This is a genomic window from Wukongibacter baidiensis (genome assembly GCF_050888315.1).
Taxonomy (GTDB): Bacteria; Bacillota; Clostridia; order Peptostreptococcales; family Caminicellaceae; genus Wukongibacter; species Wukongibacter baidiensis.
In genome coordinates this window covers 3,331,156-3,356,224 of record NZ_CP138202.1, presented here as the reverse complement: position 1 = coordinate 3,356,224, position 25,069 = coordinate 3,331,156, and the positions used below count along the sequence as shown (strand labels likewise).

Below are 25,069 nucleotides of genomic sequence, written 5' to 3'. Positions count from 1 at the left end.
AATTGAAACCTTAATCAATACTATATAGCCCCTATATAGGGATTTAAGTAAAGACTTTAATTTATACATGTCTAAATTAAGTTTTACTATGTAAACCCTATACAAGTAAGGAGGATTTGAATGAAATCCATAGGAATTGTATCTGACTCAAAATTGAAAAATAACCGTATTAACCCTGTGGGTAAAACCTTAGCTCAAAATATTAAAGATGTATTTGACACAAAGGTCATAGTTCGCAATTACTATATCGATCAGTTAACAGACCACGATGTAATAGAAGATGATTTAGTGTTAGTTATGGCTGGAAGTAGGGCAAATATCATAAAGGATTATGTGATAAATCCTGCCAACATTATTGTTGTAAGGCGTACATTTTTAAAAAGCGGCGTTGAGCCTCTATACGCTATTCCAAAGGATACAGACGTTCTTGTGGTTAATGATAATATAGAAACAGTCCTGGAATCAGTATCTGCTCTTTACCACATGGGGGTTACACATATTAATTTAATTCCCTTTGAAGAGGGTAAGGATTATTCCCGTATAAACGTTGCAGTTTCGCCATCGGAGCATGAATATATTCCTGATCATATAGAAAATAAAATAGATCTTGGATCTAGGGTAATTGATATATCAACAATGTTTTTTATTATTAGTACCTTAGAGGTTAATGATAAAGAAACTAAGAAAAATTTCTATAATTACTATCAGAAAACCGTTAGTATAGGCGGAAGTATAGAAGATAATTACTACAAACTATTGGTAAGGGCTGAAGAATTAGATTACCTCTTGGACTTATCTAATGACGGTATTTTACTAACGGGAACAGATGGCAGAATCCTAATATACAACAGCCGATTTAAAGAAATTTTTAATCTGTCTAAATCCTATGAGGGGAAATACTTGCACGAAGTATTTGAAGATCTTAATTTAAAACAGTATTATCAATTTCAAGAGATTGAAGATCTGATCCATTATAAAGATAAATATATAAATCTAGAGAAGAAGGATATTATTCATTACAATAAAGAGATTAAGATGTTTTTTAGCTTTCAAGAGGTTACACATATCAAGAAATTAGAACAGAATTTGACCCGTAAACTAAGGCAAAAAGGCCAAATTGCAAGGTATACCTTTGATGATATTCACAGCCAATCTAAAAAAATCAGTGAGGTCATTGAAAAGAGTAAAAAAATTGCACAATCAGATTTAACGGTGCTAATTACGGGAGAAAGTGGAACGGGAAAAGAGGTGTTGGCTCAGGCACTACATAATTCATCTAAAAGAAAAAAACAGCCTTTTATTGCTGTTAATGCTGCTGCAATCCCTGAGAATTTACTAGAAAGTGAACTCTTCGGCTATGTGAAGGGGTCATTTACTGGGGCCTTAAGGCACGGGAAAAGAGGGCTTTTTGAACAAGCTAATAATGGAACTATTTTTTTGGATGAAATAGGAGATATGCCAAAGCACCTACAATCAAAGCTTTTAAGGGTGTTGCAAGAAAAGCAAATTACCCCAATCGGTGCTGATCATGTTATAGATATAGATGTAAGAATCATAGCAGCAACCCATAAAAATCCCATTGAGATGGTAGAGAACGGTAGCTTTAGAAAGGATCTATTCTATCGTCTAAATGTGTTTCCTATAAAATTACCGCCTCTTAGGGAACGGAAGGTCGACATTATGCTTCTGCTAAGTAAATTTACCGACTATAAATATAAATTTACAAATGATTGTACCCAGATATTAAAGGCATATGATTGGCCCGGCAATATTAGGGAATTGAGAAACGTTGCCCATTATATAAACACTTTAGATGAGGGAGGAATACTCACAAAGGATTCCTTGCCAAACTATATAGTTCCAGCACTTTCATTGCAAATGGAATCATGTAAGTCCATAATTAATGACGATACTTTTTTAAGTAAAGAGCGCTTTCATATAGAGGAGACTGTGGATATTGAAATGAGTATTTCAGTTCTTAAAGCAATAAAGCTACTTAATGAGATTAATAAAACATCGGGGAGAAAGCATATCCTTAAGATTCTAGAAAGAGCATGCATAGATCTCCAAGAAAGCAAGCTGAGGAAGATTTTGAATACCTTAAGTGAAACGGGTTTAATTAACATAAAAAAAGGCAGAGCAGGTAGTTATATAACTGAAAAAGGTAGGGAATTTTTGAATCTTTATTAGCAAAAAGGACAATAAACAGGATGAAAAACGAGATAAGCTGCCTTTTTATTATCCTGTTTATAAGCCGGAATAATGTGATTATAAATTCAATAGTTTCTATATAAAAGAGGAGATGGTTAAAAAACCATCTCCTTAAAATGTGTGAACTTATTATTTAAAATAAACTGAGTATAACAGAGCATCAATGGGTATATGTATAAATGGCATAATAAACCAATTTGAAACTTGGATTTTAGAGTTTACTTACTCGCTATTAATATTTTCAAAAAATATTAATAAAAAATATTGACAAAGGAGCAGATATATACTATTATAATATTGTAATCATTACAAATGAGAAATGATTACAACTTACAAAAGTGATACATATGAAAAAATAGACAAATCTGAAAGGGCTGGTGTTTTAATGAAATTGCAAATTGATAAAATAGATGAGTATCTAAAGAGTAATGATATTAAGCCCTCTTATCAGAGAATTAAAATTTTCGAGTACCTAGTAAAAAACAGAAATCATCCAACTGTGGATATGATTTATCAAGAGTTGGTTACAGAAATACCAACTTTATCAAAGACTACTGTATATAATACCTTAAAATTATTTATTGAAAAAAATATAGTACTATTAATAAACATAGAAGATAATGAAACAAGGTATGATGCAGATACTTCATTCCACGGACATTTTAAATGCAGAAAATGTAATGAAGTATATGACTTCAAAATGGATATGCCTGCATTGAATGAGCTTGATGATTTCGAAGTTGATGAGTATCACTTATATCTAAAGGGTGTTTGTAAAAAATGCATATAAGAATGGCCTTAATTAAAATATTTATAATGGCTATATGTATCTAAAATATGCTTTTTAAATAAAAAATATATTGGTAATGGAGGAATAAAAAATGAAGAAATTTGTATGTTCAGTATGTGGTTATGTTCATGAGGGAGAAAGTGCACCAGAAAAATGTCCAACATGTGGAGTAGGTCCTGATAAGTTTAATGAGCAAGAAATGACTGGTGAATTATCATGGGCTGATGAGCACAAAATAGGTGTTGCAGAAGGTTTAGACCCAGAAGTAGTAGAAGGATTAAAGGCTAACTTTATGGGTGAATGTACTGAAGTAGGAATGTACTTAGCTATGAGCAGACAGGCAGACAGAGAAGGTTATCCAGAAGTTGCAGAAGCATATAGAAGAATTGCCTTTGAAGAGGCTGATCATGCTGCTAAATTCGCAGAGTTACTTGGAGAAGTTGTAACTGCTGATACGAAAACAAACTTAAAGATGAGAGTAGATGCTGAGCATGGTGCCTGTCAAGGTAAATTAGATCTTGCAAAGAAAGCGAAGCAATTAGGATATGATGCAATTCATGACACTGTACATGAAATGTGTAAAGACGAAGCTCGTCACGGATCTGCATTTGCTGGATTATTAAAGAGATATTTCGGATAATAAAATAAATATTATTACATTTAGATAAGAAAAGATAAAACAGCATCGCAGTCTGCGACGCTGTTTTATTTTTTCTATAGGCCCAAATAGTAACCTTGGCTTAGTAAATCCTCCATGTCTTCTAGCACTTCTTTCGAGCGTTCATAATCATTTCCAACCATGGCAGCCGCAATATAATTGGTTAAGCATATAGGTGCTGCATAGGAATTTTTAAATGAGATACCAGAAATGGCACAGGGAAGAAAAACATCACCGAATTCTCTTACCGCATGATGATTTAAACTGGTAAAAAGGATGATTTTAACACCTTTTCTTTTTAACCAAGATAGTATAGTCGCAGATGCTTTAGAATATCTTGGGAAAAAATATGCAATGCATACGTCACCTTCTGCTGCACCAATTAATTCTTCAGGATAAGTGATTCCAACAGATTGGATCAATCGAATGTTTCGTCGAATTTGTCCCAAGCGAGAGAACATGTAGTGGGCAAGAGAAAAAGAACCTCTCATACCTAAGATATATACATTACGAGCTGAAGAAATCGTCTGGATAGTGTTAAGTAAAGCATCTTCTGATAAGGAGGATAATGTCTTCTGTATATTTTTCATATCATTTTCAAAAGAGTCATACAGTAGCTGATCCTTTGGGATGTTTACTTCTTCATTCAATCTGTTAGGAAGTGAAACTTTGTTTTTAATACCACCTTGTATGTCCTTTTGAAGCTCAGAATAGCCATTGTAACCTAAGGCTCTGGTAAAACGGATAACCGTTGTCGTACTAACACCTACCTTTGATGAGATATCTTCCAATGTGTTAAATGCAACAGTATCTAAATTTTCCATTAAATAATTTGCTATTGTTTTTTGTGAATTTGTGAATGTATCGAAGTTTTGTATGAGTTTATTAAGAAAATCAGACATCTTAACCTCCTCCGCGGTACTTGTCATATTGTAAAGCTATTTATATGACTTGGATTTTCGTCATTAACTTGTTCAATACCACTTTATATATAGTATAATAGTATTTTATTTTTTTTGTGTCAAGAGTAGGTCTTTAATATTTTCCAAATCAAAGATGCTATGCAGGACATAGATAATAGAAGTGTTCTCTTACAAGTATCCTAAAAAGTTTAGTAGTCAAGGACCTATTTAAAGAAATAACTGAGCCACATGGATACTTAGTTTCAGTATCCATGTGGCTCAGTAGAATCTATAGATTATGAGAGGATGACATGAATATATTCAAGGAAGTGTCATTAAAATTTAACAAGTTTAGAAATATCAGATAATTTACATCCTGGATTTAAGTCACAGGCTCTCATTAGGAAATTCAACTTTTCAATTCGCTCGCCTGAACGTGGTGCACCATTTTTGATAAAACTAACTTGTAAACCGGCTGCAAAATCCATTACTACGTCATCAATTACACCGCCAGAACGACCAGATGTAACTGCGATTAAGTCATGCTCTTTTGCAAACTTAACGGTATCAAGGGCTTCTGTAATTGTACCAATTTGGTTAGGCTTTAGAATGAAGCCGTCTATGGCCTTCATATCATATGCTTTTTTTATACGTTCGAGATTAGTAACAATCAGATCATCACCAAGAATGATAGTTCTGTCCAGTTCTTTTACTGCTTTCGTATAGCCTTCCCAATCATTTTCATCTAGTAAATCTTCTATGAATACAAAATTGAACTTTTCTGTTAAGGTCTTTGTGTAAGCGATAAGCTCATCGGACGTAACTCTTTTGCCCTTTAATAAGTAGGTTTTTGTTTCGACATCATACATCTCGCTAGATGCACAGTCTAAAGCGAAAGCAATCTTTCCATTGTAGCCACAGTTGTTAACCGCTTCTTGCATTAATGATAATACAACTTCCGGATCTTCAGAAGGGGCAGCATAGCCATAGGAGCTAGCAACATTAGGCTCAGTTCCTAAATACTTCTTTAATACATTGTGTAGTTCCTTAAAGGTATTTATACCCATTTCAACGGCTTCATAAATGTCTTTAGCCTTGTAAGGAAGTAAAATGAACTCATTGAAAGACTGTGTGAAGTCTTTGTAGCGCCCGCCGTTAATAACGTTGAAACTTGGAATTGGAACAGTTTTAAGTGTTTCACCTGCAATGAAGCGATATAGAGGTTGCTCCATTGTGTTGGCGGCAGCACGGAAACAAGCAATAGAAGTAGAATATATAGCGTTTCCTCCTAGATTTCGTTTATCCTGTGTACCATCTAAAGAGAGCATTTTTTCGTCGATGGAACGTTGATCCATGACATCCATACCGATAAGGGCTGGTGCAATGATATTGTTAACATTGTCAACAGCCTTGTGTACACTTAACCCATGATACTCGTCGGGATTTCCATCTCTAAGGACAAATGCTTCGTACATACCAACAGAAGATCCTGTAGGAGAACTTCCTCTTCCTAGGATACCGCTTTCTGTGATGACATCTACCTCAACCATCGGCCGACATTTACAATCAACAATCTGTCTAGCACGGATTGATTCAATTTTATTTGACATAAATAAGACCATTCCTTTCTCGTCACTCAAGGATATAATTCGATATACCGTAGTGTATTTAGCGATTGTATATTATTTTTTTACTTCAGGGATATATAAAATATTAAGGTCACAAAGATTAGTTCCCGTATTTCCTGTAAATACTGCATCGCCCATTTCAGAAAGAGCTTCATAGCAAGCATGCCCACGCAATGCTGCAAAAATATCAACATTTTTCTCTATCGCAGTAGCATAGCTTGTAGAGTCTGTAATTCCACCAGCAACAGGAGTCGTACCATCTGTACCCTCTGAATCGATTGAAAGCATGCATGCTCCTTCAGTTTTAGCAGCGGCAATGGCAAAGCTTGCAGTCAATTCTTGTCCTGGTCCACCATGACCGGTAATAACGCTGTTGTCTAAAATTTTCGTAGTGGTTTCGCCTGAACTTAATAGTACACATGGTGGCTTGATTGGGTTCCCGTATGCTTGGATCTCCCTAGCGATGGAAGCAAAAAACGTACCGGCATCTTTACTTTCACCTTCAAGGAATGATGATACGATCATAGCGGGAATTCCCATTTCTTCTGCAATTTCCTTTGCATAAATGCAGGAATCTGGCAAAGTATTTAAAAGGAAATATGTGTTATCAGGGAAAGCCTTAGGAGTCTCTCCTTCAGGTCCAACATTCATTAAGTAATCAACTACACTCTTAGGAAGTCTGTGAGCTACATTGTAGTTATGGATAACATTTCTAGCATCTTCTAATGTAGTTTTATCAGGACCAATCGGTGTACTCGTATAGTTTTCATATGGAATGCCAATATCTGATGTTGGAGGGTTACCAACTGCATCGCTAATTCCAAAACCAATAAGCTCAGCTCCAACTTCTTGTATTCTTTTTGCTAACATACCTCCATTAAGCTGGGAAATATGACGACGAATTGCATTGACTTCGTAAATTCCGGCTCCAGATTTTAGCATTACGTCAGTAGTATCAATCTCATCTTGTAAAGAGATTCCATCAATTGGACAGCTCATAAGAGCAGAACTACCACCGCTAATTACAACAATAAACAGATCTTCTGGACCAGATTGCTTAACGATATCAAGGATCTTCTTTGATGCTAAATATCCAGTTTCATTAGGAAGAGGGTGGCCGCCTACATATACGTCTGTATTATGAAAAACATCTGTATCTTCAGATATCTTGACTATAGCGATTCCCTTAGTTAAATAGTCACCAAGTATTTCGTCAATAGCCATGGCCATAGCATTACAGGCTTTACCTGCACCGAAGAGATATACGTTTCTTTTCTTCGATAAATCCCAGGATTTTGTACCAATATGCAATATGCTTCCATCCATGTGGGCGATGCTTTTAATTCTTTCATAAGCATCTAATTTCTGAAGAGTTTTATCTGTAATATCCAATACGATTCTTCTGGATTCCTTGTCTCCGTGGGAAACAAGCTCTTTAAAGTTCTTGATTTTTTTCATACACGTAACCTCCGAATTTGTTCTAAATAGTAAATTGATGAATTTGTACTAAATAATACATTGTGTACAATAAAATACATTTGTACTTTGAAGTATACTGCAATGTATTTTAGATGTCAATATCCAAATAAAATATTTTTACACTCAATATAGATATGTAACTTTAAAACTTAAAATAAATTTTCATAAAAATAATTAATACTTCTACATTATCTCATTGAAACTTATTGAACTTGTATATCTATAATAATTTTAATGCTTTATTAAATTAGAAGTAAAGAATCTACTTCTTAATTATTTACAAAAGCATTTTTATTTATCATGTATGTATACATAAGACTTATTCTATACTGGCCTTTGGAAATACATATAATAATTGAAAGTCGAAATATATAGAAAAGTGGAATATGACTTTGACAACAATAATGTATTATGTTATACTCGATGTACTAAATAATACATTTTAAAATTTGTGAAATGAAAGGAGATAAAAAATGGGAGCTAGAACTGAGTTTTTGTATTTATCTGAAAAGGATATGATAGAAGCAGGAGTGCTAGATGCGGCTCGATGTGTTGATGTTTGTGAAGAAGTCTTTAAGCTTCTTGCACAAGGTGATTATTTGATGGGAGGAAGTAACCATAACAGTCACGGTATGGGAGTCGTATTTCCTAAGGAAACAAAGTTTCCAAACATGCCTGTAGCCGGTCCTGATAGAAGATTTGTTGCAATGCCTGCTTATCTCGGGGGAAGATTCGATTGCTGTGGGAATAAATGGTATGGGTCTAATGCAGCTAATACTAGCAAAGGTTTGCCTCGCTCTGTGTTGACAGTGATGTTAAATGATAAAGATACTGGAGAACCATTATCATTAATGTCTGCAAATCTATTAAGTGCTGCAAGAACAGGTGCTGTTCCTGGAGTCGCTGCAAGATATTTAGCTCGTAAGGATTCAGAAGTTTGTGCAGTGATTGGATGTGGCCCCATTAACAAAGCTTGTTATGGTGCAATAGTGTCACAGATGCCTAACCTAAAGAAAGTTATTTGCTATGATATTTTTTTAGATAAAGCGCAAGCCTTTGCAGACTGGGCCCATGAGGAATTTGGTGTAGAAGGTGTTGCAGTAGATTCTGTTGAAGATGGATTTAAGGATGCAGATGTTATCACGATTGCGGCATCAAGATTAAAACCGTTACACTTTGAAGACAGTTGGATTAAGAAAGGTGCTACAGTACTTGTTAGTGGTCCAGCAAACTCAGAAGAATCATTCTGGCTTGGAAGTAAAATTGTTTACGATAACACAAAACTTCATGAAGCATATGTTGAAGAAGCGATTGCTTCTGGTGATAAAAAGAAATACTACAGTGGAGTTATTGGTGGACCGTTGTATAATCTGATAGACGATGGTAAGCTTCCGGCCTTAGAAGATTCTACTAGCTTAGGAGAAATCATTTTAAAAGACAAGCCGGGAAGAACTAATGATGAAGAGAGGATTACATTTATTGCCTGTGGTATGGCAGTATTTGATTTAGGATGGGGATACGAAATGTATCAAAATGCTCAAAAGAAGGGAATCGGTCAAAATCTACTTCTTTGGGATGAGCCATATATGAAGTAATAGGTTTGAGTGTATATTAATAAATAGCTGAAGCGATTACATATTAAATTGGGTAAAACTTTAGGGAGTCTAAGACTATATGATGTTATCTGATGTTTTTTACAGTAAAGATAAAAAGCTTTAAGTGAGGTGTTATAATGTGGGACTTTTAGTTTTAGTAATTTGTTTTTTTCTCCTTATGGTCATGGGAGTACCCATTGCGTTCAACTTGATTATTAGCACCTGTTCCTATATGTTAGCGAGTGGATATGACCTGATTGTAGTTGGTCAAAAAATGTATGAGGGAATGAACAGTTTCTCTTTTCTTGCAGTTCCTTTTTTCGTTCTAACGGGACAATTGATGTTAAGAGGAGGTTTGCTAGAAGACCTTATTGATTTTGTTAATGCGTATTTCGGTAGATTCAAAGGTGCGATTGCCATGGTAACTATCGGTGCGGCTCTATTGATGGGATCAATCGTAGGTCTGGCGGTTGCTTCGGCTGCTTCACTGGGAGTATTCTTAATCCCTATGATGAAAAAAGCAGGATATTCTCCAGCCTTTGCGGCGGCTACAATGTCTTCTGCATCATTGCTTGGTCCGGTTATGCCACCAAGTGTGTTAATGATTATTTATTGTATTTCTGTTGGTAACACATCTATTGCGGGATTATTCTTGGCAGCAGTTGTTCCAGCCCTTCTTACAGCGACAGCACAGATTATCATTGCTAACAGAGTGGCTGCAAAGAGGAATTATCCATCTTATGGCAAAACTACATTGTCAGAAAAGGTTAAAGCTACTAAAAGAGCGGTGCCTGCTCTATTCCTGCCTGTAATTATTCTGGGTGGAATCTTTAGTGGTGTATTCAGTATTACTGAAGCATCATCAGTAGCAGTACTTTACAGTGGTGCGTTGGCTTTCTTTGTGAAAAAATCTGTTAAGATAAAGGATATTCCAGAACTTTTTATGGAGACTACTGGAACTACAGGGCTTGTATTGATTCTTGCCGGCGCAGGTAGTGCGATGGCATGGGCCATTGCAAACGAGCAAATATTAAATAGTCTTATAGGGCCATTATCAAGTATGCCTAGCTGGTTATTCTTGTTGTTAGTTAACGTTTTACTGATTATTACAGGTTGCTTTATGGATGATTATGCATCTGTTGTAATTCTAGCTCCAATCATTGCGCCAATTGGATGGGCGTTAGGAGTAGATCCATTACAGATGGGAGCTATTATTTGTATCAATCTTGTTATTGGTCTTGCAACGCCTCCTTTTGGAATTACGCTGTTTGTAACCAGCCCAATAGCTGGAGTCAGTGTTGAGGAGACTGTAAGAGAAGCCATTCCATATCTTATTGTGACGGTCGCAATGTTGTTAATAACTACATTTGTTCCGGCAGTTACCACAACATTACCAAGACTTATGGGTTATTAAATCTTTATTCATATTTTAATGTTTTAGATAATAATAAACTAGGGGGTCAGCAAATGAAAAAGGGAAACTTATTTAAACGTGGTTTGGCAGTACTATTAATGGGTATGGTTGTAGCGGGTCTCTTTGTAGGCTGCGGTGCTAAGTCGGATACTAAGGTAGACACCGAATCTGGAGATTTAGGCTCTTATGAGATTCGAATCTCAGCAGCTAACTCTGAGAGTCATCCACAAACATTAGGCCTTTATGCTATGAAAGAATACGTAGAAAAAGAGAGTAATGGGAAGCTAACCATAAGCGTTTTTTCTAATGGACAGCTAGGAGATGAAGATGTATCCCTTGAGCAGGTTCAAGCTGGAACATTGGAAATGGCTACTGCTTCTATCGCTCCAGTTGCTACTTTCCAGAAAAAATTCTTTGCACTAGATATTCCTTTCTTATTTGACACTTATGAAGAAGCTTGGATGGTAATGGACAGCAGCGTTGGTATAGACTTACTTGATAGCCTTGATGAGGTTGGACTAAAGGGCCTTGCCTATATGGAAAATGGCTTCAGACATATTACTACCGATAACAAGGAAGTAAAAGCTCTCAAGGATTTAGAGGGACTCAAAATTAGAACAATGAATTCACCAATGCATATTAAAAATTTCCAAGCATTAGATTCTAATCCTACACCGGTTCCTTTCTCAGAGTTATATATGGCTATGTCACAAAATATTGTAAATGGTCAGGAAAATCCTATTGCAAATATTTGGGATGTTAATATGTATGAGGTACAATCTTATGTTTCTTTAACAGGACATATTTATGATGCTATGCCACTTGTAACCAACTTGAAGTGGTGGAATGAGCTACCTCCGCAATATCAAACGATTATTCAAAAGGGTGCAATTCTAGGACAAAACTATAGCCGTTTCTGTAACTATGAAAGAGAAGATATTCTTAAAGCAAAGTTAGAAGAAAAGGGTATGACAGTTGTAGAAGTATCAAAGGAAGCTAAAGATGAAATGAGAGCTGCTTCTCAAGATGTTGTTGCAGATGCTGTGAAAAAAGAAGTTGGTGAAGAAACTATCAGCAATTTCTTAAATGGAATCGAAAATGTAAAGAAGGATATTGTTAAAGGAATTCAATAACTTACATTATAGCTTAATCCCTACTGAAAGGAGGGCTACTATGTTAGCAACAATGGATAAAATCATCGATAAAATGAAATCTATTTTGCTAGGTATTCTGGTTGTAATTGGCTGTGCTATGCTTGGCATAGCGTGGGCCCACGTATTTGCACGATATGTAATGAATAGCTCTCTATCATGGTCTGAGGCTTTATTGAAGGTTATGTTGGTATGGTTCTGCCTTCTAAGCACGTCGATGATATCTCTAAATAGAGAACATATAGGTATTGTAATTTTTAAGGAAAAGATGCCTGAGAAAGTAAGAAAAGTAGTGACATTAATAGCACAGATGCTTCTTGTAGTGGCATCGTTGGCAGTAATTTATGTCGGTATTAGAATGGTAATAAACGCTGGAAGTAGATCTATTCCTGCACTGCCTATACCTTATGCATTGGCATATGCAGCAGTACCGACTTCATTTACAATAATTACATTCTACGAGATTCGCAATACCGTTTATGATATCGTACACTATAATTCACAACCTCTTTAGTAAGAACTTAAATCTGCACCAAAACACGAAACAGTCACATAACGGTTAGTTTATAGCTGTTTTGCGACTGTTTTAGTGTAGGTGGCAGATATTATCTAGGAAAATGAAAAATTTGTTAAGTCGCAATTTATAGGGAGTTATAAGAAAATGAAAAAAACAAAGATTGTATGTACCATTGGACCTTCTAGTGATAAGAAGGAAGTACTAAGAGAACTGGTTCTTAACGGAATGAATGTTGCTCGACTCAATTTTAGCCATGGTTGTCATGAAGACCATCAGGCAAGAATCGACGCCATAAAGGAGGTTCGGCAGGAACTAGGAATCCCTGTGGCTATCATGCTAGATACCAAGGGTCCTGAAATTCGAACTGGAAAGTTTGCCCCAGAATCCGTTGAACTTAAGGAAGGACAGATATTCACTCTGACCATTGAGGATGTTCTAGGTGATGAGAACCGATGTAGTATATCCTACAAAGGACTTCCAGGTGATGTCGAGATTGGAGATCGTATTCTTATTGACGATGGACAGATAGAGCTGGAGGTTATAGAGATACCTACATCTACTGATATCACATGCAAGGTTAATAATCCTGGGATAGTAAAAAATAACAAGGGTGTTAATGTTCCTGGCATCAAAATAAACCTTCCGGCCATAACTAAGAAAGATACCCAAGATATTTTATTTGCTATTCAGAATGGATTGGACTTTATTGCTGCATCCTTCATTCGAAAGGCCGATGATGTGTTGGCAATCCGCAGGATTCTTGAAGAAAATAATGGTCAGAATATCCATATTATTTCAAAAATCGAGAATCAAGAAGGTGTCGACAACATGGATGAAATCATCCAGTATTCTGACGGTATCATGGTGGCACGTGGGGATTTAGGTGTTGAAATTCCAACCGAGATGGTTCCACACGTACAGAAGAAGATGATAGCCAAATGTAATACAGCCGGAAAGGCGGTTATTACTGCTACTCAGATGTTAGATTCAATGATTAGAAATCCTAGACCCACCAGAGCCGAGACGACGGATATAGCGAATGCAATTCTTGATGGAACGGATGCTATTATGCTCTCAGGAGAGACTGCTGCTGGGAAATATCCCGTGGAAGCTGTCCGAACTATGGCAAAGATTGCTAAAACTACTGAGGCACATCTAAATTACAATATGGTGCTCGTCAAATGGGCAGGTATTAAAAAGTCTGATGTGACTAATGTTGTTGGATACTCAACATGCAGTGCGGCATTGAAATTAGATGCCTCTGCAATAATTACTGCTACGGCCACAGGATTCACAGCCCGTAATATATCGCAGTTCCGACCTACAACTCCAATCATAGCTGCAACGGATTCAGAAGAAGTTATGCGAAAACTGTGTCTTGCGTGGGGGGTCTATGCCCTTGTTGTGGAAGTTGGTAATAGCACCGATGAAATTTTTGATATGGCCATTTCGGCAGCACAGAAGGCTGGCTATGTTAAGGATGGAGAACTAGTTATCTTTACTGCCGGTGTACCTATAGGTGTTTGTGGATCTACCAATCTGATGAAGGTACATCTTGTTGGCGAGAATATCAGCCAATAGATCAATGTTGGATAAAAAGGTCATGAAGAGAAAAGACTTTGTGTATAGAAAGTAATCTGTCAAAAAAAGAAATATAGAGGTAGGACTTATCTCAGATTGCCTAAAAAGTCAATTGCTAGAGTAAACTTCAAAAGCATAGTATGGGGACAGGCCCTCAGACACAATGCAAAAAATTGTGTATGAGGGATCTGTCCCTGTCATATATAGCAGTGTTTTGAATTTTCTATGGATAATTTGGATTAAAGCAGGGGGGATATAAATTGAAACTAATAAAATGGAAAGACTTAAAAATAGGTTTTAAATATGGAGTAGTATTATTAATTACTATTGTATTGTTTATTAGTGCTACAGTTTATGTGACTAGTCTTTTAGCTAATATTAAGGATTCTATTGGAGCTATTGAGCATAAGGGAGAGCGATCTATTACAATTACACAAATGGCTTATTTATTGAAATCAAAAGATGCAGTAATATCGGACTATATCTTTTTTCCATCCAAACGTGCCCTTGAAGAGTATGAATCATATGAAAAAGAGTTCATAGAGCTACAAAGAAAAATAGAGCCTGAAATGAACACAAAGGATTTAAAATTGTTGTTTAATGTAGTTACTCAAAACAATAAGAAAATAAATGAGATTTTTAAAAAGAATATTATTCCTCAACTAAACAAAAATGATAAGGAAAAGGCGATGCTTACAGGAATAACAGTATCGAGTATAAGCAATTCTTCCTTTGAACTTTTTGATAAATTGAGGAACATTGTAAATGATGATCGTCAGAAGGGGATAGACGATGCATACGAAGCTGTTGATAAAACGGCTAGCACTCTAACAATATCAATTGTAATAGCTATAGTAACAGGTTGTATAGTTATTATTTTAGTTAGCAGAAGTATCAATCGTAATTTAAGCCAAATTGTAAATACAGTTAATAAAATTTCTAAAGGGGATTTGAAGATAGAAAAAATAGATTATAATGGTAAGGACGAAATTGGAGAACTGTTTATAGCAACGAGCCAAATGCAAAATAAGCTGCGAAAGATAATTCAAGAAATTAATATGTCATCTTTAGAAGTAAGTAGTCAAGGGAAAAATCTAGATCAAATAGCTAAAGAAGTAAAGGATGGTAGCGATCAAATAGTAGCAACTATGCAAGAAATGTCTAGTGGCGTAGAAGAGCAAACAAGCTCTTCATATAAGATAGCGAGTTCAATAACTGGGTTAATAGAATTAATTAAACAAGTAAATAAAAACGGCATAGCTTTAGAAAACTCATCAAATGACATTTTAGATATGGCCTGTAAAGGAAATGAACAGATGGGAATTTCTATCGAAAAAATGAATGGAATCAATAGTATTTTTAAAGAATTTGTATTGAGAGTAAAAGAACTAGAAAAAAATTCTGAGAATATATCTGAATTAGTTCAAGTAATTAACGTTATTGCTAAGCAAACAAATCTGTTGGCATTAAATGCTGCAATTGAAGCGGCAAGAGCGGGTGAAGCAGGGAAAGGGTTTGCAGTGGTTGCAGAAGAAATAAGAAAATTAGCTGAGCAAGTTGAAAATTCAATTAATGAAATAACGGATATTGTAGTAGGAATTCAGAATGAATCTAGGTTAATGACTGAATCATTAGAAAAAGGATATTATCAGGTAGAAGAGGGAACAGATCAAATTAAAATTACAGGACAGGCTTTTAAAGAAATTAATGATGAAGTTGTTGAAATGGTAGATAAAATAAAAGATATATCTCAAAACATACACTATATAACTGAAAATAGTGAGTCTGTTAATATCTTAAGTGAGCAAATAGCAGCCGTATCAGAGGAAAATTCAGCAGGAATTGAAGAAACAGTTGCATCTGTACAACAGCAGAATAGCTCTATGGAAATTATTGCTCAAAACGCAGATTCTCTACTAAGTTTATCAGAGAAATTAAGTGAGGTAATTGGCCAATTTAAATGGTAGAGAATTTGCCGAGCACTTTCGTACACTTAACTATATTTGTGGCAGAGTAAGTCATGTAGACAAATTCTAAGATTTATAATAGTAGCTTTTTTAAAAGATATTGATAGATGAATATCTTTACTTTTACATAAAAACCTATGAATGGCATCGATTACGAAGCCATTCATAGGTTTTGTATTTAAGACCAAAACAATGATCTCTAAAACTAGATCCCTCAGATTAAAACGGACTATCCTCAAACATACGATCGGTAAATAGGTTAAGAAACTTGTAAAATTCTATTTTGCTTCCCTCGACTTTTAAATCACCTCTCCTGAAAGCTTCCCTAGGAGTCATATATCTGCCTATTATCTTCTTCCATGTCATTGAACTACAGATTATTACTATATCAATAGTATCCAGGAAATAGGGCTCTACTATTGCTACACCACGACGGACATTAACAGAATATATATCATCCAGATCGGTAAAGCGAAAACCTGCTGCCATATATACGTCTGCACTCTTCTCTGGATTAAGATTAACGGCCATTATTTTAAAAATAGTCATTATATCTAGGGTTAGGAAAATAGATTTTTCACCTTTAAAAGTGGGCATTTCAAGAAAACCCCCAGCCTCAAGTGCCCGTGTTAGATAATAATTTCTTGCGTTAGCATTACCTTGACTTATACCAAGGGCCCAGAGTGCTGTGGACTTCATTTTTAGAGCTTCGCTACTATAATTAGAAAGATGAAGCAGTTGATCCGCAAGTTCTAGTGTCCACTGATAGTCACCTTCTTCTAATGCTTCTCTAGTTTTCAATAAAAGTTCTTTTTCACCCCCGGCTAGCTTAGCAAAGTGATTTGCCTTTTCCTTTGGAGACAGAGGAAATAGATTTGTTGTATTGCCATCAAACCATCCCAAGAAGCCATTATACATATTTCTGATTGACCATTCGACATTTCCATAAAACTCCTTAAGATAGGGTTTATCTGCTAGGTGTTTAGGTAGTTTCACCACTTTTACAAGGTCATCTGGAGTAAGGCCCTTATTAATCTCCCTAATAGTTTGGTCATGAAGATATTGTATAGCATCTCTATAGTCCGACAATACTTCATCTATTTTTTGTTCTCCAACAATTGGACGTGTATGGCATGGCACATAATATTCCGATCTCATTCTTCTCAGCTTTTCAACACTATCGGCCCAATTACTAGGACTTCTAAACTTTGTACCACGGATGGAGTACAGGTTTGGGAAGGATTTATAGAAGGTATCAGCTCCAATGAGTACCCCCTTATCTGGTAGCCAAACTGCTATTTGTCCCTTGGTTTCTCCTGGAGTATGAATGAGTTCAATGTTTATATCTGAGATTTTAATTTTTAGTTTTTCAGATGAAAAGGTTTTATTTGGTGGAATATAGTCCACCTCAGTTTTATCATTGAGTAATAAATAAGGTCCAATCCCTGAATTAATGAATACAGGTGGTGACAGATATGTTCCAAACATGGCCATTGACCTATCGAAGATTATTTCTGAAGTCAATGCAACATTGTTGATCTCATTGACTGTTTCTTCATGGGTATAGATATCAACCTCTTCATCATCTGCAAAAACTCCAGCACCGCCAATATGATCACTATGATAATGGGTGTAGATGATGGCCTTTAAGGGTTTTGAAGTTATTTTATCAAAGGCCTTTTTTACAGGCGTAGCTGCTTCTACACTTTCTAGGGTATCGACGATAACTATACCATCGCTTCCTTCAAGTAGTACTGAATTAGCGATCCCATAACCAATTGCAACATAAACTCCATCTGTAACTTCAAGAATCTCCCTCTCAAACTCAGCTGAGTGTGCCGCTAATTCCTCAGGGGTCACTGAAGAATTATTTGTATCAATTTCTGGATGACTCATATTTATAACCTCCATCTCATATAAAACTTACTTGGCACTCGATTTTGCAAAGTTAAATATGAATATGATAACTATAATTATTATATGAAGATAAAACTATTATGTGATTATTAGAACGTATGAATATTTGTATTGCATGATTTTAAGATAGATTCCAAGCATTTGATATTAGAAAAGAAAAATGTAGGTGTATTAATAAAGGATTCTCAAGTTTTTTAAAAGCATTTTTATAAATAAGAATGGAGAGATATTTATTGACATTGAAACTAGTAACTACTATAATAACTACTAATAGCATTTATTGAGTAGTTACTATAGTAGCTACTCGATAAAAACAAGCTTAAAGTAAAGGGGGACAGGACTAAAATGGAAGCTAGATATAGAAAACAACATGAATTAAAGGATGGTTTTGTTGCAGGATTGCCATTAGTTATTGGATATGTACCAATAGGAATGGCCTTTGGAGTTCTATCGAAAACTATGGATGTTACATTCATAGATAGTATACTATTTTCCGCTATAGTATTTGCAGGAGCAAGCCAGTTCATGGCCTTAAACTTATTAGCCATGGGAGCAGGCGCGGGAGAGATTATTTTAACGACCTTATTAGTGAATCTGCGTCATATTCTAATGAGTGCATCACTTGCAGCTAGGCTAAAGGATGACATTAAGAAATGGATTCCCTTTATTGCCTTTAGTGTAACCGATGAAACGTTTTCAGTAGCATCATTTAAAGAAGGTGAATTAACAAAGGAATTTATACTATCCTTACAGCTTATATCCTACTTAGCATGGGTTGGTGCCACTGGTTTGGGGTATATTGTTGGAAGCATATTACCGGAGGTTATGAAGGACAGTATGGGAGTAGGTTTATATGCTATGTTTGTGGCAATTTTAATACCTGAAGCAAAGAAGTCTACTATGGTTGTAATTCTTGCATGTTTATCGGGTATTTTAAATACATTACTTAAATACTTTCTGTCCTTGTCTCAGGGATGGAGTATAATCATTTCCATTGTTGTAGTTTCCTACTTAGGTTTATACTTATTTGAGGCGAAGGGGGAAGAAACTCATGAATAGTCATATATTACTAATCATTGGAATGATGATTGTAACATATATACCTAGACTACTTCCCTTTGTCATTGTATCGGGAAAAAGTCTACCCAAAAGACTCAATAGATTTTTACAGTTCATACCATATACAGCCTTAGGAGCCCTTATTATACCGGGAGTGTTTTCTGCTACACCCCAGATGCCACAGGCTTCAGTAATAGGAATAGGATTTGCTTTTGTTTATGGATGGTATAAAGGTGGTATAATAATTCCTGTACTGGGATCGATATTAGTAACGTTTCTTATGCTTTCTATGAATTAGAAATATAGAATGCATTTATAAATCTACATTTTGATTTCTTAAATAGCCAATGTTTTAAGGCTCTTTAAGGTATCAAAATGTAAAAGATTTATTGCAATTTCTATACATATTATAGTTAAAGGTGGACGGAGTTATATGAGCAATGAATTATCAATTATTGAAGATATGAAAAAACTAGGTCTGAGTGAATATGAAGTTAAAGCCTATTTAAAGCTTTTAGAGGAATATCCTGCAAATGGATATACACTCAGTAAAAATTCGGGAGTTCCAAGATCAAGAATCTATGAGGTATTGGAAAGTCTTAAAAATAAGCAGATGGTTTTTGAGCAAGTTGAGGGTAAAACGACCTTATATCATCCATTGGATCCAAGGCTACTGATGAATAAGCTTAAAAGTAATTTTGATAACATTTTAAATAATGTAGATGAATATACGAAAAAGGTTTATTCAGAAGAAGAAAATGATAATAAATTGGTTGTAATTAAAGGGCGGAGTAAGATTATTGATTTTTTAAAGGTATTAATTTCTAGTTCAGAAAAAAGAATAGCAGTTTCAATATGGGATGAGGAAATTCAGGACATTTCTCCTTGTTTAGATGAGGTCATTAATAGAGGTGTGATCCTCAGGGGAATGTATTTTGGAAAAAACAATCCCTATAAAGAGCTGGTAACCCATAGAAGAATAGAAAGGTATTTATCGGAGAAAAAGGAGAGATACATAACGATTATCATTGATGGTGTTCACGTTGTATCTGGAATTGTATCAAGGGGTGAAGAAAGCCAAGTGACCTGGACTAAGGATATTGGTTTCATTGAAATGAGTGAGGACTACATTGCCCATGATTTAATGGTAAATCGTTATTCGGAAAAACTAAAGGACGATGAGAAGGTCGAGTATGAGGAGTTCTCTGATAGAGTAAGAAAGGAATATTATAATTTTACTGATGAAGAGTATAATAGTTTTAGAAATTTATCTAAAGATGAATAGTATAGGATAAATAATATATTTTGAAATACTCTGGGGCTGAACTTATGAGATTTATTTATGAGACAGCCCTATTTGTATAGTTATAAGCAAAAGATGAATTTTCAGAATATTTCATCTAAAATGTAGTCTAGACTACAGAAATTTATATCCTCCATGTTATATACTTAAATTATATTCCTATAGGCCTATAGGTTGTGATTAAAAAATTAATAATCATACGAACAGGAGGGTAAATATACATGATAAAACTGATAGGTGTTTTAATTATATTAATTGGTTTTATAAGAAAGTATAATCCTATCGCGGTAGTATTAGTAGCCGGAGTAGTAACTGGGCTAGTTGGAGGATTGGATTTTATTAAGATATTAGATATCATTGGTTCTGCATTTGTTAAAACAAGATACATGTCATTATTCCTATTGTCATTACCAGTAATTGGGGTTCTTGAAAGATATGGACTTAAAGAGAGAGCAAAGATGTTGATTCAGACTATGAAATCTGTATCAGCAGGTAAGGTGTTATCTCTTTACACAACCATTAGAATTATCGCAGCAGCACTTTCATTAAGACTTGGTGGTCATGTACAGTTTATAAGACCATTAATTCAGCCAATGGCCCATGGTGCAGCTGAAATTAATTTTAGTGAAGTTGATGAAAAAGAGGAAGATGTAATAAAGGGATATTCTGCAGCATCTGAGAATATCGGTAATTTCTTCGGGCAAAACGTATTTGTTGCATCCGGTGGAGTGCTATTAGTTGTTGGTACTTTAGAGGAATTAGGAATAGTTGTTACGCCCCTTGCTGTTTCAAAATCTGCTATACCAATTGCTGTAATTGCAGGTATATACGCAATTACTCAAAACTATCTACTAGATAAACGTTTGCAGAAAAATTTAGGAAAAGTCAACAAAAATGTAGATGGAAGTGGGTGTTAGCATGAAGGGTATCATACTTGAAATAATGTATATTGTTTGTGGGTTAGTAGCTATAGGAGCTGGTTTCCATGCATTAAAGGATGAAAAACATCCAGCTAAAAAGGGAACAGCTACATTTTGGATTTTATTTGGCCTAATATTCGTTGTAGGGAAGTACATACCTGCATATATAGTAGGTGGTCTTTTATTAGTAATGGGAGTAATAACTGCTCTAAACAAGGTTGTTAATGGCTCGATGAAAACTGCCGATGAAGCCGATAGGATGGCCAGCGCTAAAAAGCTAGGTAACTCACTATTTATACCTGCTTTGGCAATTGGTGTTACGGCTTTTCTAGTAGCTCAATTATTTAAAAGCCTAGGAGGTTTAGTAGGGCTAGGATTTGGTGCTACACTAGCAACAATTTTATGTCTTGGAATTGTAAAGGCTAAGCCAAATGAATTTTCCTATGATGGTAGTAGATTATTACTTCAAGTAGGAGCAGCTAGTATACTACCACAGCTTTTAACAGCTCTAGGAGCACTATTTAAGGCTGCAGGTGTAGGAGAAGTTATTTCTACTGGGATAGGTAGTATTATTCCTGAAGGAAACATTTTAGCTGGAGTAATAGCTTATTGTGTTGGTATGGCTGTTTTCACAATGATAATGGGAAATGCCTTTGCGGCCTTTGCTGTAATTACTGCGGGGATAGGAATGCCATTCGTATTTTCTCAGGGAGCAAATCCAGCAATAGCTGGAATACTAGCATTAACTGCAGGATATTGTGGAACATTAATGACTCCAATGGCTGCAAACTTCAATATTGTTCCTGCGGCGGTATTGGATACTAAGAATAAATATAGAGTAATTATTTCACAAGCACCATTTGGTATAGCACTATTTGTTACTCATATTATTTTGATGTATGTATTAGCATTTTAGATAAAGTAGTTTGGGACGGTGTATAGCCGTTCCTTGCATATCTATATACAGTACAATAGTATGAACACTTTACATTTCGATTTCTAAGGTATAAAATATCGGAGAAATCGAAATTTACGTTTTAGACATTTAAAGAAATAAGATTAAGCTAAAAAAGTAATATCTAGTATTATATATAAAAGTATTCGTTACAAGGAGATGATAGGCTTGAAAATTCTAGTTACGGGTTTTACTCCCTTTGGTGGAGAAAAAGTAAATCCATCATATGAGGCAGTAAAGCAATTAAATAATACAATACTAGGCGCCGAGGTCGTTACTATGGAGGTACCGACGGTTTTTAAGAAGGCTATTGATGTTCTAGAAAAGGCCATTGAAACTGAAAAGCCTGATGCTGTTATCTGTGTTGGTCAAGCAGGTGGCAGATTTGAGATCAGTGTTGAAAGAGTAGCAATAAATGTAGATGATGCTAGAATAGCTGATAATGAAGGGAACCAGCCTATCGATGAACCTATTTATGTCGATGGGAAGAATGCATATTTTTCTACTCTGCCAATAAAGGCCATGGTGAAGAAAATAAAAGAAAGTAATATACCAGCAGCCGTATCAAACACAGCTGGAACCTTCGTTTGTAATCATATAATGTATGGATTACTATATCTGGCGCACAAGAAATATCCAGAAATTAAAGGTGGCTTTATCCATGTTCCATTTATTGCAGAGCAGGTTATAGATAAGAGAAACGTACCATCAATGTCTACCGATCAAATTGTAAAGGGTCTAACCTGCGCAGTTGAAGCGGTTGTAGAAAATGAAGTGGATATAAAAATGGTTGGTGGAGAGATTTGTTAAATAAAATATTCTATATATAAAATTAGTATAAATACTTAATGATGAACGGCTTTATTATTTTGTAAATAAGCCTCCTTAATACATTTGATAATATCAGTAGAAAATATGTTAAGGAGGTTTTTCAAATCTAAAAGAATCAAATTGTCATAAATTTATACATCCGCTAGAACATTGGAAAATATATTGTTTTTTCCTTCTAATTCTTTTCCTTGAAGCTTACTATAGCTTTCGGAATTCTACCGTCGACTTTAATTCTAATATTTAGTTCACTTTCTTAAAAAATCTCGAAATCTAAATGATATAAAAATATATTAGTCAAATATGTTTAGTATATTTAAATACTCTTTTAGAATAAGCATGGGAGATACTATCTTATATTTTAGAGGAGGGCTTTTATGTCTAGTACGATAAATCAAAAGAAAGGGCTTGTGGAGAGAATCAAAAATATAGGTCCTGCTGCTATTGTAACGGCAGCTTTTATAGGACCCGGGACCGTTACGACATGTTCTCTGGCAGGAGCGAGCTTTGGGTATTCATTGCTTTGGGCAATGGTATTCTCGATATTTGCAACGGTGATACTTCAGGAAATGTCAGCTAGACTGGGTATAGTTACAAGAATGGGTCTGGGAGAGGCCTTAAGGGAGCAGTTTGAAAATCCATTAGCGAAGTATGTAAGTATCTTCTTAGTAATCTCTGCAATCGGTATTGGTTGTGCAGCCTATGAAACGGGAAACATTTTAGGAGGTGCCTTAGGGCTTCAATCAATTACAGGAATATCCATGAATGTTTGGGGACCAGTTATGGGAATTGGAGCATTTATACTACTATATACTGGAAGCTACAAATTAATTGAAAAAGTACTTATTTGTTTAGTTGTTCTTATGAGTTTAACCTTTATAACCACTGCAATAGTAGTTGGACCCGACTGGGGACAGATTATTGCGGGAATGTTTGTACCTAAAGTACCAAAGGGATCGGTATTTATAGTTATGGCATTAATAGGTACAACGGTAGTTCCATATAATCTATTCCTTCATTCCTCAGCTGTTCAGGAAAGGTGGAAGGATTCATCGGGCCTCGGAGAAGCAAGATCAGATATTTTCGTTTCAATAATTCTTGGTGGATTAATATCAATAGCAGTAATAATAACAGCTTCAGCTGCATTCTTTGGAACGGGAATCGGAATAAAGAGTGCAGGGGATATGGCAAGGCAGCTTGAACCATTACTAGGTCAGTGGGCGAAATATTTCTTTGCCTTTGGATTATTCTCAGCTGGACTTTCATCATCGATAACGGCCCCCCTTGCAGCAGCATATGCAACGGCAGGAGCCTTAGGATGGGAAAGAGATTTCAAGGATAAGAGATTTAAGGCAGTATGGATGTTGGTTTTAGCTATAGGTATTGTATTTTCTGCTATTGGCTTAAAACCTCTTTCCGCAATAATATTTGCCCAGGCTGCAAACGGAATATTACTTCCAATAGTTGCAATATTTCTGTTATATGTAATGAACAATAAAAAGAGATTAGGTAAATACATTAACAGTACAATGGTTAATTTGCTAGGCTCAATAGTAGTATTAGTTGCGATTGGATTAGGAGTGAGAGGGATTCTTAAGGCATTAGGAATTATGTAAAGACTCAGGGGATAAATGCGTAAGAATTTTTTATGCATTCATCCCCTGTTACCTAGTTAGTTTCTATCTCGTATTCTGAGGTTGTATTATTTAAGTTTATTGAATAACTGCCTTTTTGATATCCTCAGGGCCTCTGATGTCTTTTTTACATTATAATGGTTTTTGTTGAGAGTCTTGAATAAAGGTTATAGTCTAGGAACACAACTAAAAAAATACAAGCTAAAACAAGAGTGTTTGAAGGTGAATAGAAAATAGTGTATAATAAAAACAGTAGAATTCAAAAAAATTTTCTAATATAAGTTCTTTCATTTTACAGTAGGAATGCGGGAGTTATATTTGTGAAAATCATAGCTATGTTACCAGATTTCTAGCAAAGTGATTTCCCATCACTTACTTCTTAGAAATTAAACGGTATAGAATTTTCGCTTTTATGAAAGCGTTGTTCTATACTTTTTTTGTTTCTTTAAGCTATTTATTAGAAAATGCCGTCAAAGATAAGGGGGGAGGATATACTTAAATTTTTTACGACTAACTCAGAGTATGGAAAAGTGCATATGTGGAAGAAAATGTAGGAGAAT

The 25,069-nt window shown here is 35.3% G+C and carries 20 protein-coding genes and 1 pseudogene; 16 read left to right on the top strand and 5 right to left on the bottom strand.

Features of this window, described 5'->3' with window-relative positions; genetic code table 11:
* Positions 1-120 precede the first annotated feature (120 nt).
* The 3 genes from R9X47_RS15125 (at position 121) to R9X47_RS15115 (ending at position 3,641) form a co-directional block, all read left to right on the top strand.
* Positions 121-2,190: a sigma 54-interacting transcriptional regulator gene (locus R9X47_RS15125; protein ID WP_432661888.1), complete on the top strand. Its 2,070-nt coding sequence runs from the start codon at positions 121-123 to the stop codon at positions 2,188-2,190.
* 406 nt (positions 2,191-2,596) lie between these two features.
* Complete coding sequence (locus R9X47_RS15120) at positions 2,597-3,001, top strand: Fur family transcriptional regulator (RefSeq protein WP_432661887.1); 405 nt, start codon at positions 2,597-2,599, stop codon at positions 2,999-3,001.
* A 91-nt stretch (positions 3,002-3,092) separates the two neighbouring features.
* Positions 3,093-3,641: an NADH peroxidase gene (locus R9X47_RS15115; RefSeq protein WP_432661886.1), complete on the top strand. Its 549-nt coding sequence runs from the start codon at positions 3,093-3,095 to the stop codon at positions 3,639-3,641.
* A 74-nt stretch (positions 3,642-3,715) separates the two neighbouring features.
* Here the strand turns inward: R9X47_RS15115 and R9X47_RS15110 are convergent, their stop codons facing one another.
* The 3 genes from R9X47_RS15110 to R9X47_RS15100 form a co-directional block, all read right to left on the bottom strand.
* Positions 3,716-4,561 (bottom strand): MurR/RpiR family transcriptional regulator, encoded by an 846-nt coding sequence (locus R9X47_RS15110; protein WP_432661885.1) that lies wholly within the window; start codon positions 4,559-4,561, stop codon positions 3,716-3,718.
* Between the two features lie 335 nt (positions 4,562-4,896).
* Entirely contained in the window at positions 4,897-6,171 is a 1,275-nt protein-coding gene (eno, locus tag R9X47_RS15105) for a phosphopyruvate hydratase (RefSeq protein WP_432661884.1), read from the bottom strand.
* Between the two features lie 72 nt (positions 6,172-6,243).
* Complete coding sequence (locus R9X47_RS15100) at positions 6,244-7,647, bottom strand: glycerate kinase type-2 family protein (protein WP_432661883.1); 1,404 nt, start codon at positions 7,645-7,647, stop codon at positions 6,244-6,246.
* 494 nt (positions 7,648-8,141) lie between these two features.
* Between R9X47_RS15100 and R9X47_RS15095 the strand changes: the two genes are divergently transcribed.
* From R9X47_RS15095 to R9X47_RS15070, 6 genes are all read left to right on the top strand, one after another.
* Positions 8,142-9,263, top strand: a complete 1,122-nt coding sequence (locus R9X47_RS15095; protein ID WP_432661882.1) for a tyramine oxidase subunit B — start codon at positions 8,142-8,144, stop codon at positions 9,261-9,263.
* A 178-nt stretch (positions 9,264-9,441) separates the two neighbouring features.
* Positions 9,442-10,677: a TRAP transporter large permease gene (locus tag R9X47_RS15090; protein WP_432667641.1), complete on the top strand. Its 1,236-nt coding sequence runs from the start codon at positions 9,442-9,444 to the stop codon at positions 10,675-10,677.
* A 53-nt stretch (positions 10,678-10,730) separates the two neighbouring features.
* Entirely contained in the window at positions 10,731-11,810 is a 1,080-nt protein-coding gene (locus tag R9X47_RS15085) for a DctP family TRAP transporter solute-binding subunit (RefSeq protein ID WP_432661881.1), read from the top strand.
* A 40-nt stretch (positions 11,811-11,850) separates the two neighbouring features.
* Positions 11,851-12,342, top strand: a complete 492-nt coding sequence (locus R9X47_RS15080) for a TRAP transporter small permease (RefSeq protein WP_432661880.1) — start codon at positions 11,851-11,853, stop codon at positions 12,340-12,342.
* 147 nt (positions 12,343-12,489) lie between these two features.
* A complete protein-coding gene (pyk, locus tag R9X47_RS15075; protein ID WP_432661879.1) occupies positions 12,490-13,926 on the top strand; it encodes a pyruvate kinase in 1,437 nt (478 codons plus the stop codon).
* Between the two features lie 260 nt (positions 13,927-14,186).
* Positions 14,187-15,893 (top strand): methyl-accepting chemotaxis protein, encoded by a 1,707-nt coding sequence (locus tag R9X47_RS15070; RefSeq protein ID WP_432661878.1) that lies wholly within the window; start codon positions 14,187-14,189, stop codon positions 15,891-15,893.
* A 219-nt stretch (positions 15,894-16,112) separates the two neighbouring features.
* Here R9X47_RS15070 and R9X47_RS15065 read toward each other — a convergent pair whose 3' ends face one another.
* Positions 16,113-17,789: an alkyl sulfatase dimerization domain-containing protein gene (locus tag R9X47_RS15065; protein ID WP_432661877.1), complete on the bottom strand. Its 1,677-nt coding sequence runs from the start codon at positions 17,787-17,789 to the stop codon at positions 16,113-16,115.
* A gap of 366 nt (positions 17,790-18,155) precedes the next feature.
* Here R9X47_RS15065 and R9X47_RS15060 point away from each other — a divergent pair, with 366 nt between their 5' ends.
* From R9X47_RS15060 to R9X47_RS15030, 7 genes are all read left to right on the top strand, one after another.
* The gene (locus tag R9X47_RS15060) at positions 18,156-18,869 is read left to right on the top strand and encodes an AzlC family ABC transporter permease (RefSeq protein WP_432661876.1); all 714 of its coding nucleotides are present in this window, start codon (positions 18,156-18,158) and stop codon (positions 18,867-18,869) included.
* The gene (locus R9X47_RS15055; protein ID WP_432661875.1) at positions 18,862-19,167 is read left to right on the top strand and encodes an AzlD domain-containing protein; all 306 of its coding nucleotides are present in this window, start codon (positions 18,862-18,864) and stop codon (positions 19,165-19,167) included. Before R9X47_RS15060 ends, R9X47_RS15055 begins: the two co-directional genes overlap by 8 nt.
* 135 nt (positions 19,168-19,302) lie before the next feature.
* Positions 19,303-20,154 (top strand): TrmB family transcriptional regulator, encoded by an 852-nt coding sequence (locus tag R9X47_RS15050; RefSeq protein ID WP_432661874.1) that lies wholly within the window; start codon positions 19,303-19,305, stop codon positions 20,152-20,154.
* A 242-nt stretch (positions 20,155-20,396) separates the two neighbouring features.
* Positions 20,397-21,089: a DUF969 domain-containing protein gene (locus R9X47_RS15045; RefSeq protein ID WP_432667640.1), complete on the top strand. Its 693-nt coding sequence runs from the start codon at positions 20,397-20,399 to the stop codon at positions 21,087-21,089.
* 1 nt (position 21,090) lies between these two features.
* The gene (locus R9X47_RS15040) at positions 21,091-22,008 is read left to right on the top strand and encodes a DUF979 domain-containing protein (protein WP_432661873.1); all 918 of its coding nucleotides are present in this window, start codon (positions 21,091-21,093) and stop codon (positions 22,006-22,008) included.
* A gap of 207 nt (positions 22,009-22,215) precedes the next feature.
* On the top strand, positions 22,216-22,857 hold the full coding sequence (pcp, locus tag R9X47_RS15035; RefSeq protein ID WP_432661872.1) for a pyroglutamyl-peptidase I: 642 nt from the start codon (positions 22,216-22,218) through the stop codon (positions 22,855-22,857).
* A gap of 395 nt (positions 22,858-23,252) precedes the next feature.
* Positions 23,253-24,491, top strand: coding sequence for an Nramp family divalent metal transporter (locus R9X47_RS15030; protein ID WP_432661871.1), 1,239 nt, complete (start codon positions 23,253-23,255; stop codon positions 24,489-24,491).
* Between the two features lie 86 nt (positions 24,492-24,577).
* On the opposite strand, the pseudogene R9X47_RS15025 reads toward R9X47_RS15030, so the two are convergent.
* Positions 24,578-24,628: pseudogene (locus tag R9X47_RS15025) on the bottom strand (hypothetical protein); the annotation flags it as partial.
* Positions 24,629-25,069 lie beyond the last annotated feature (441 nt).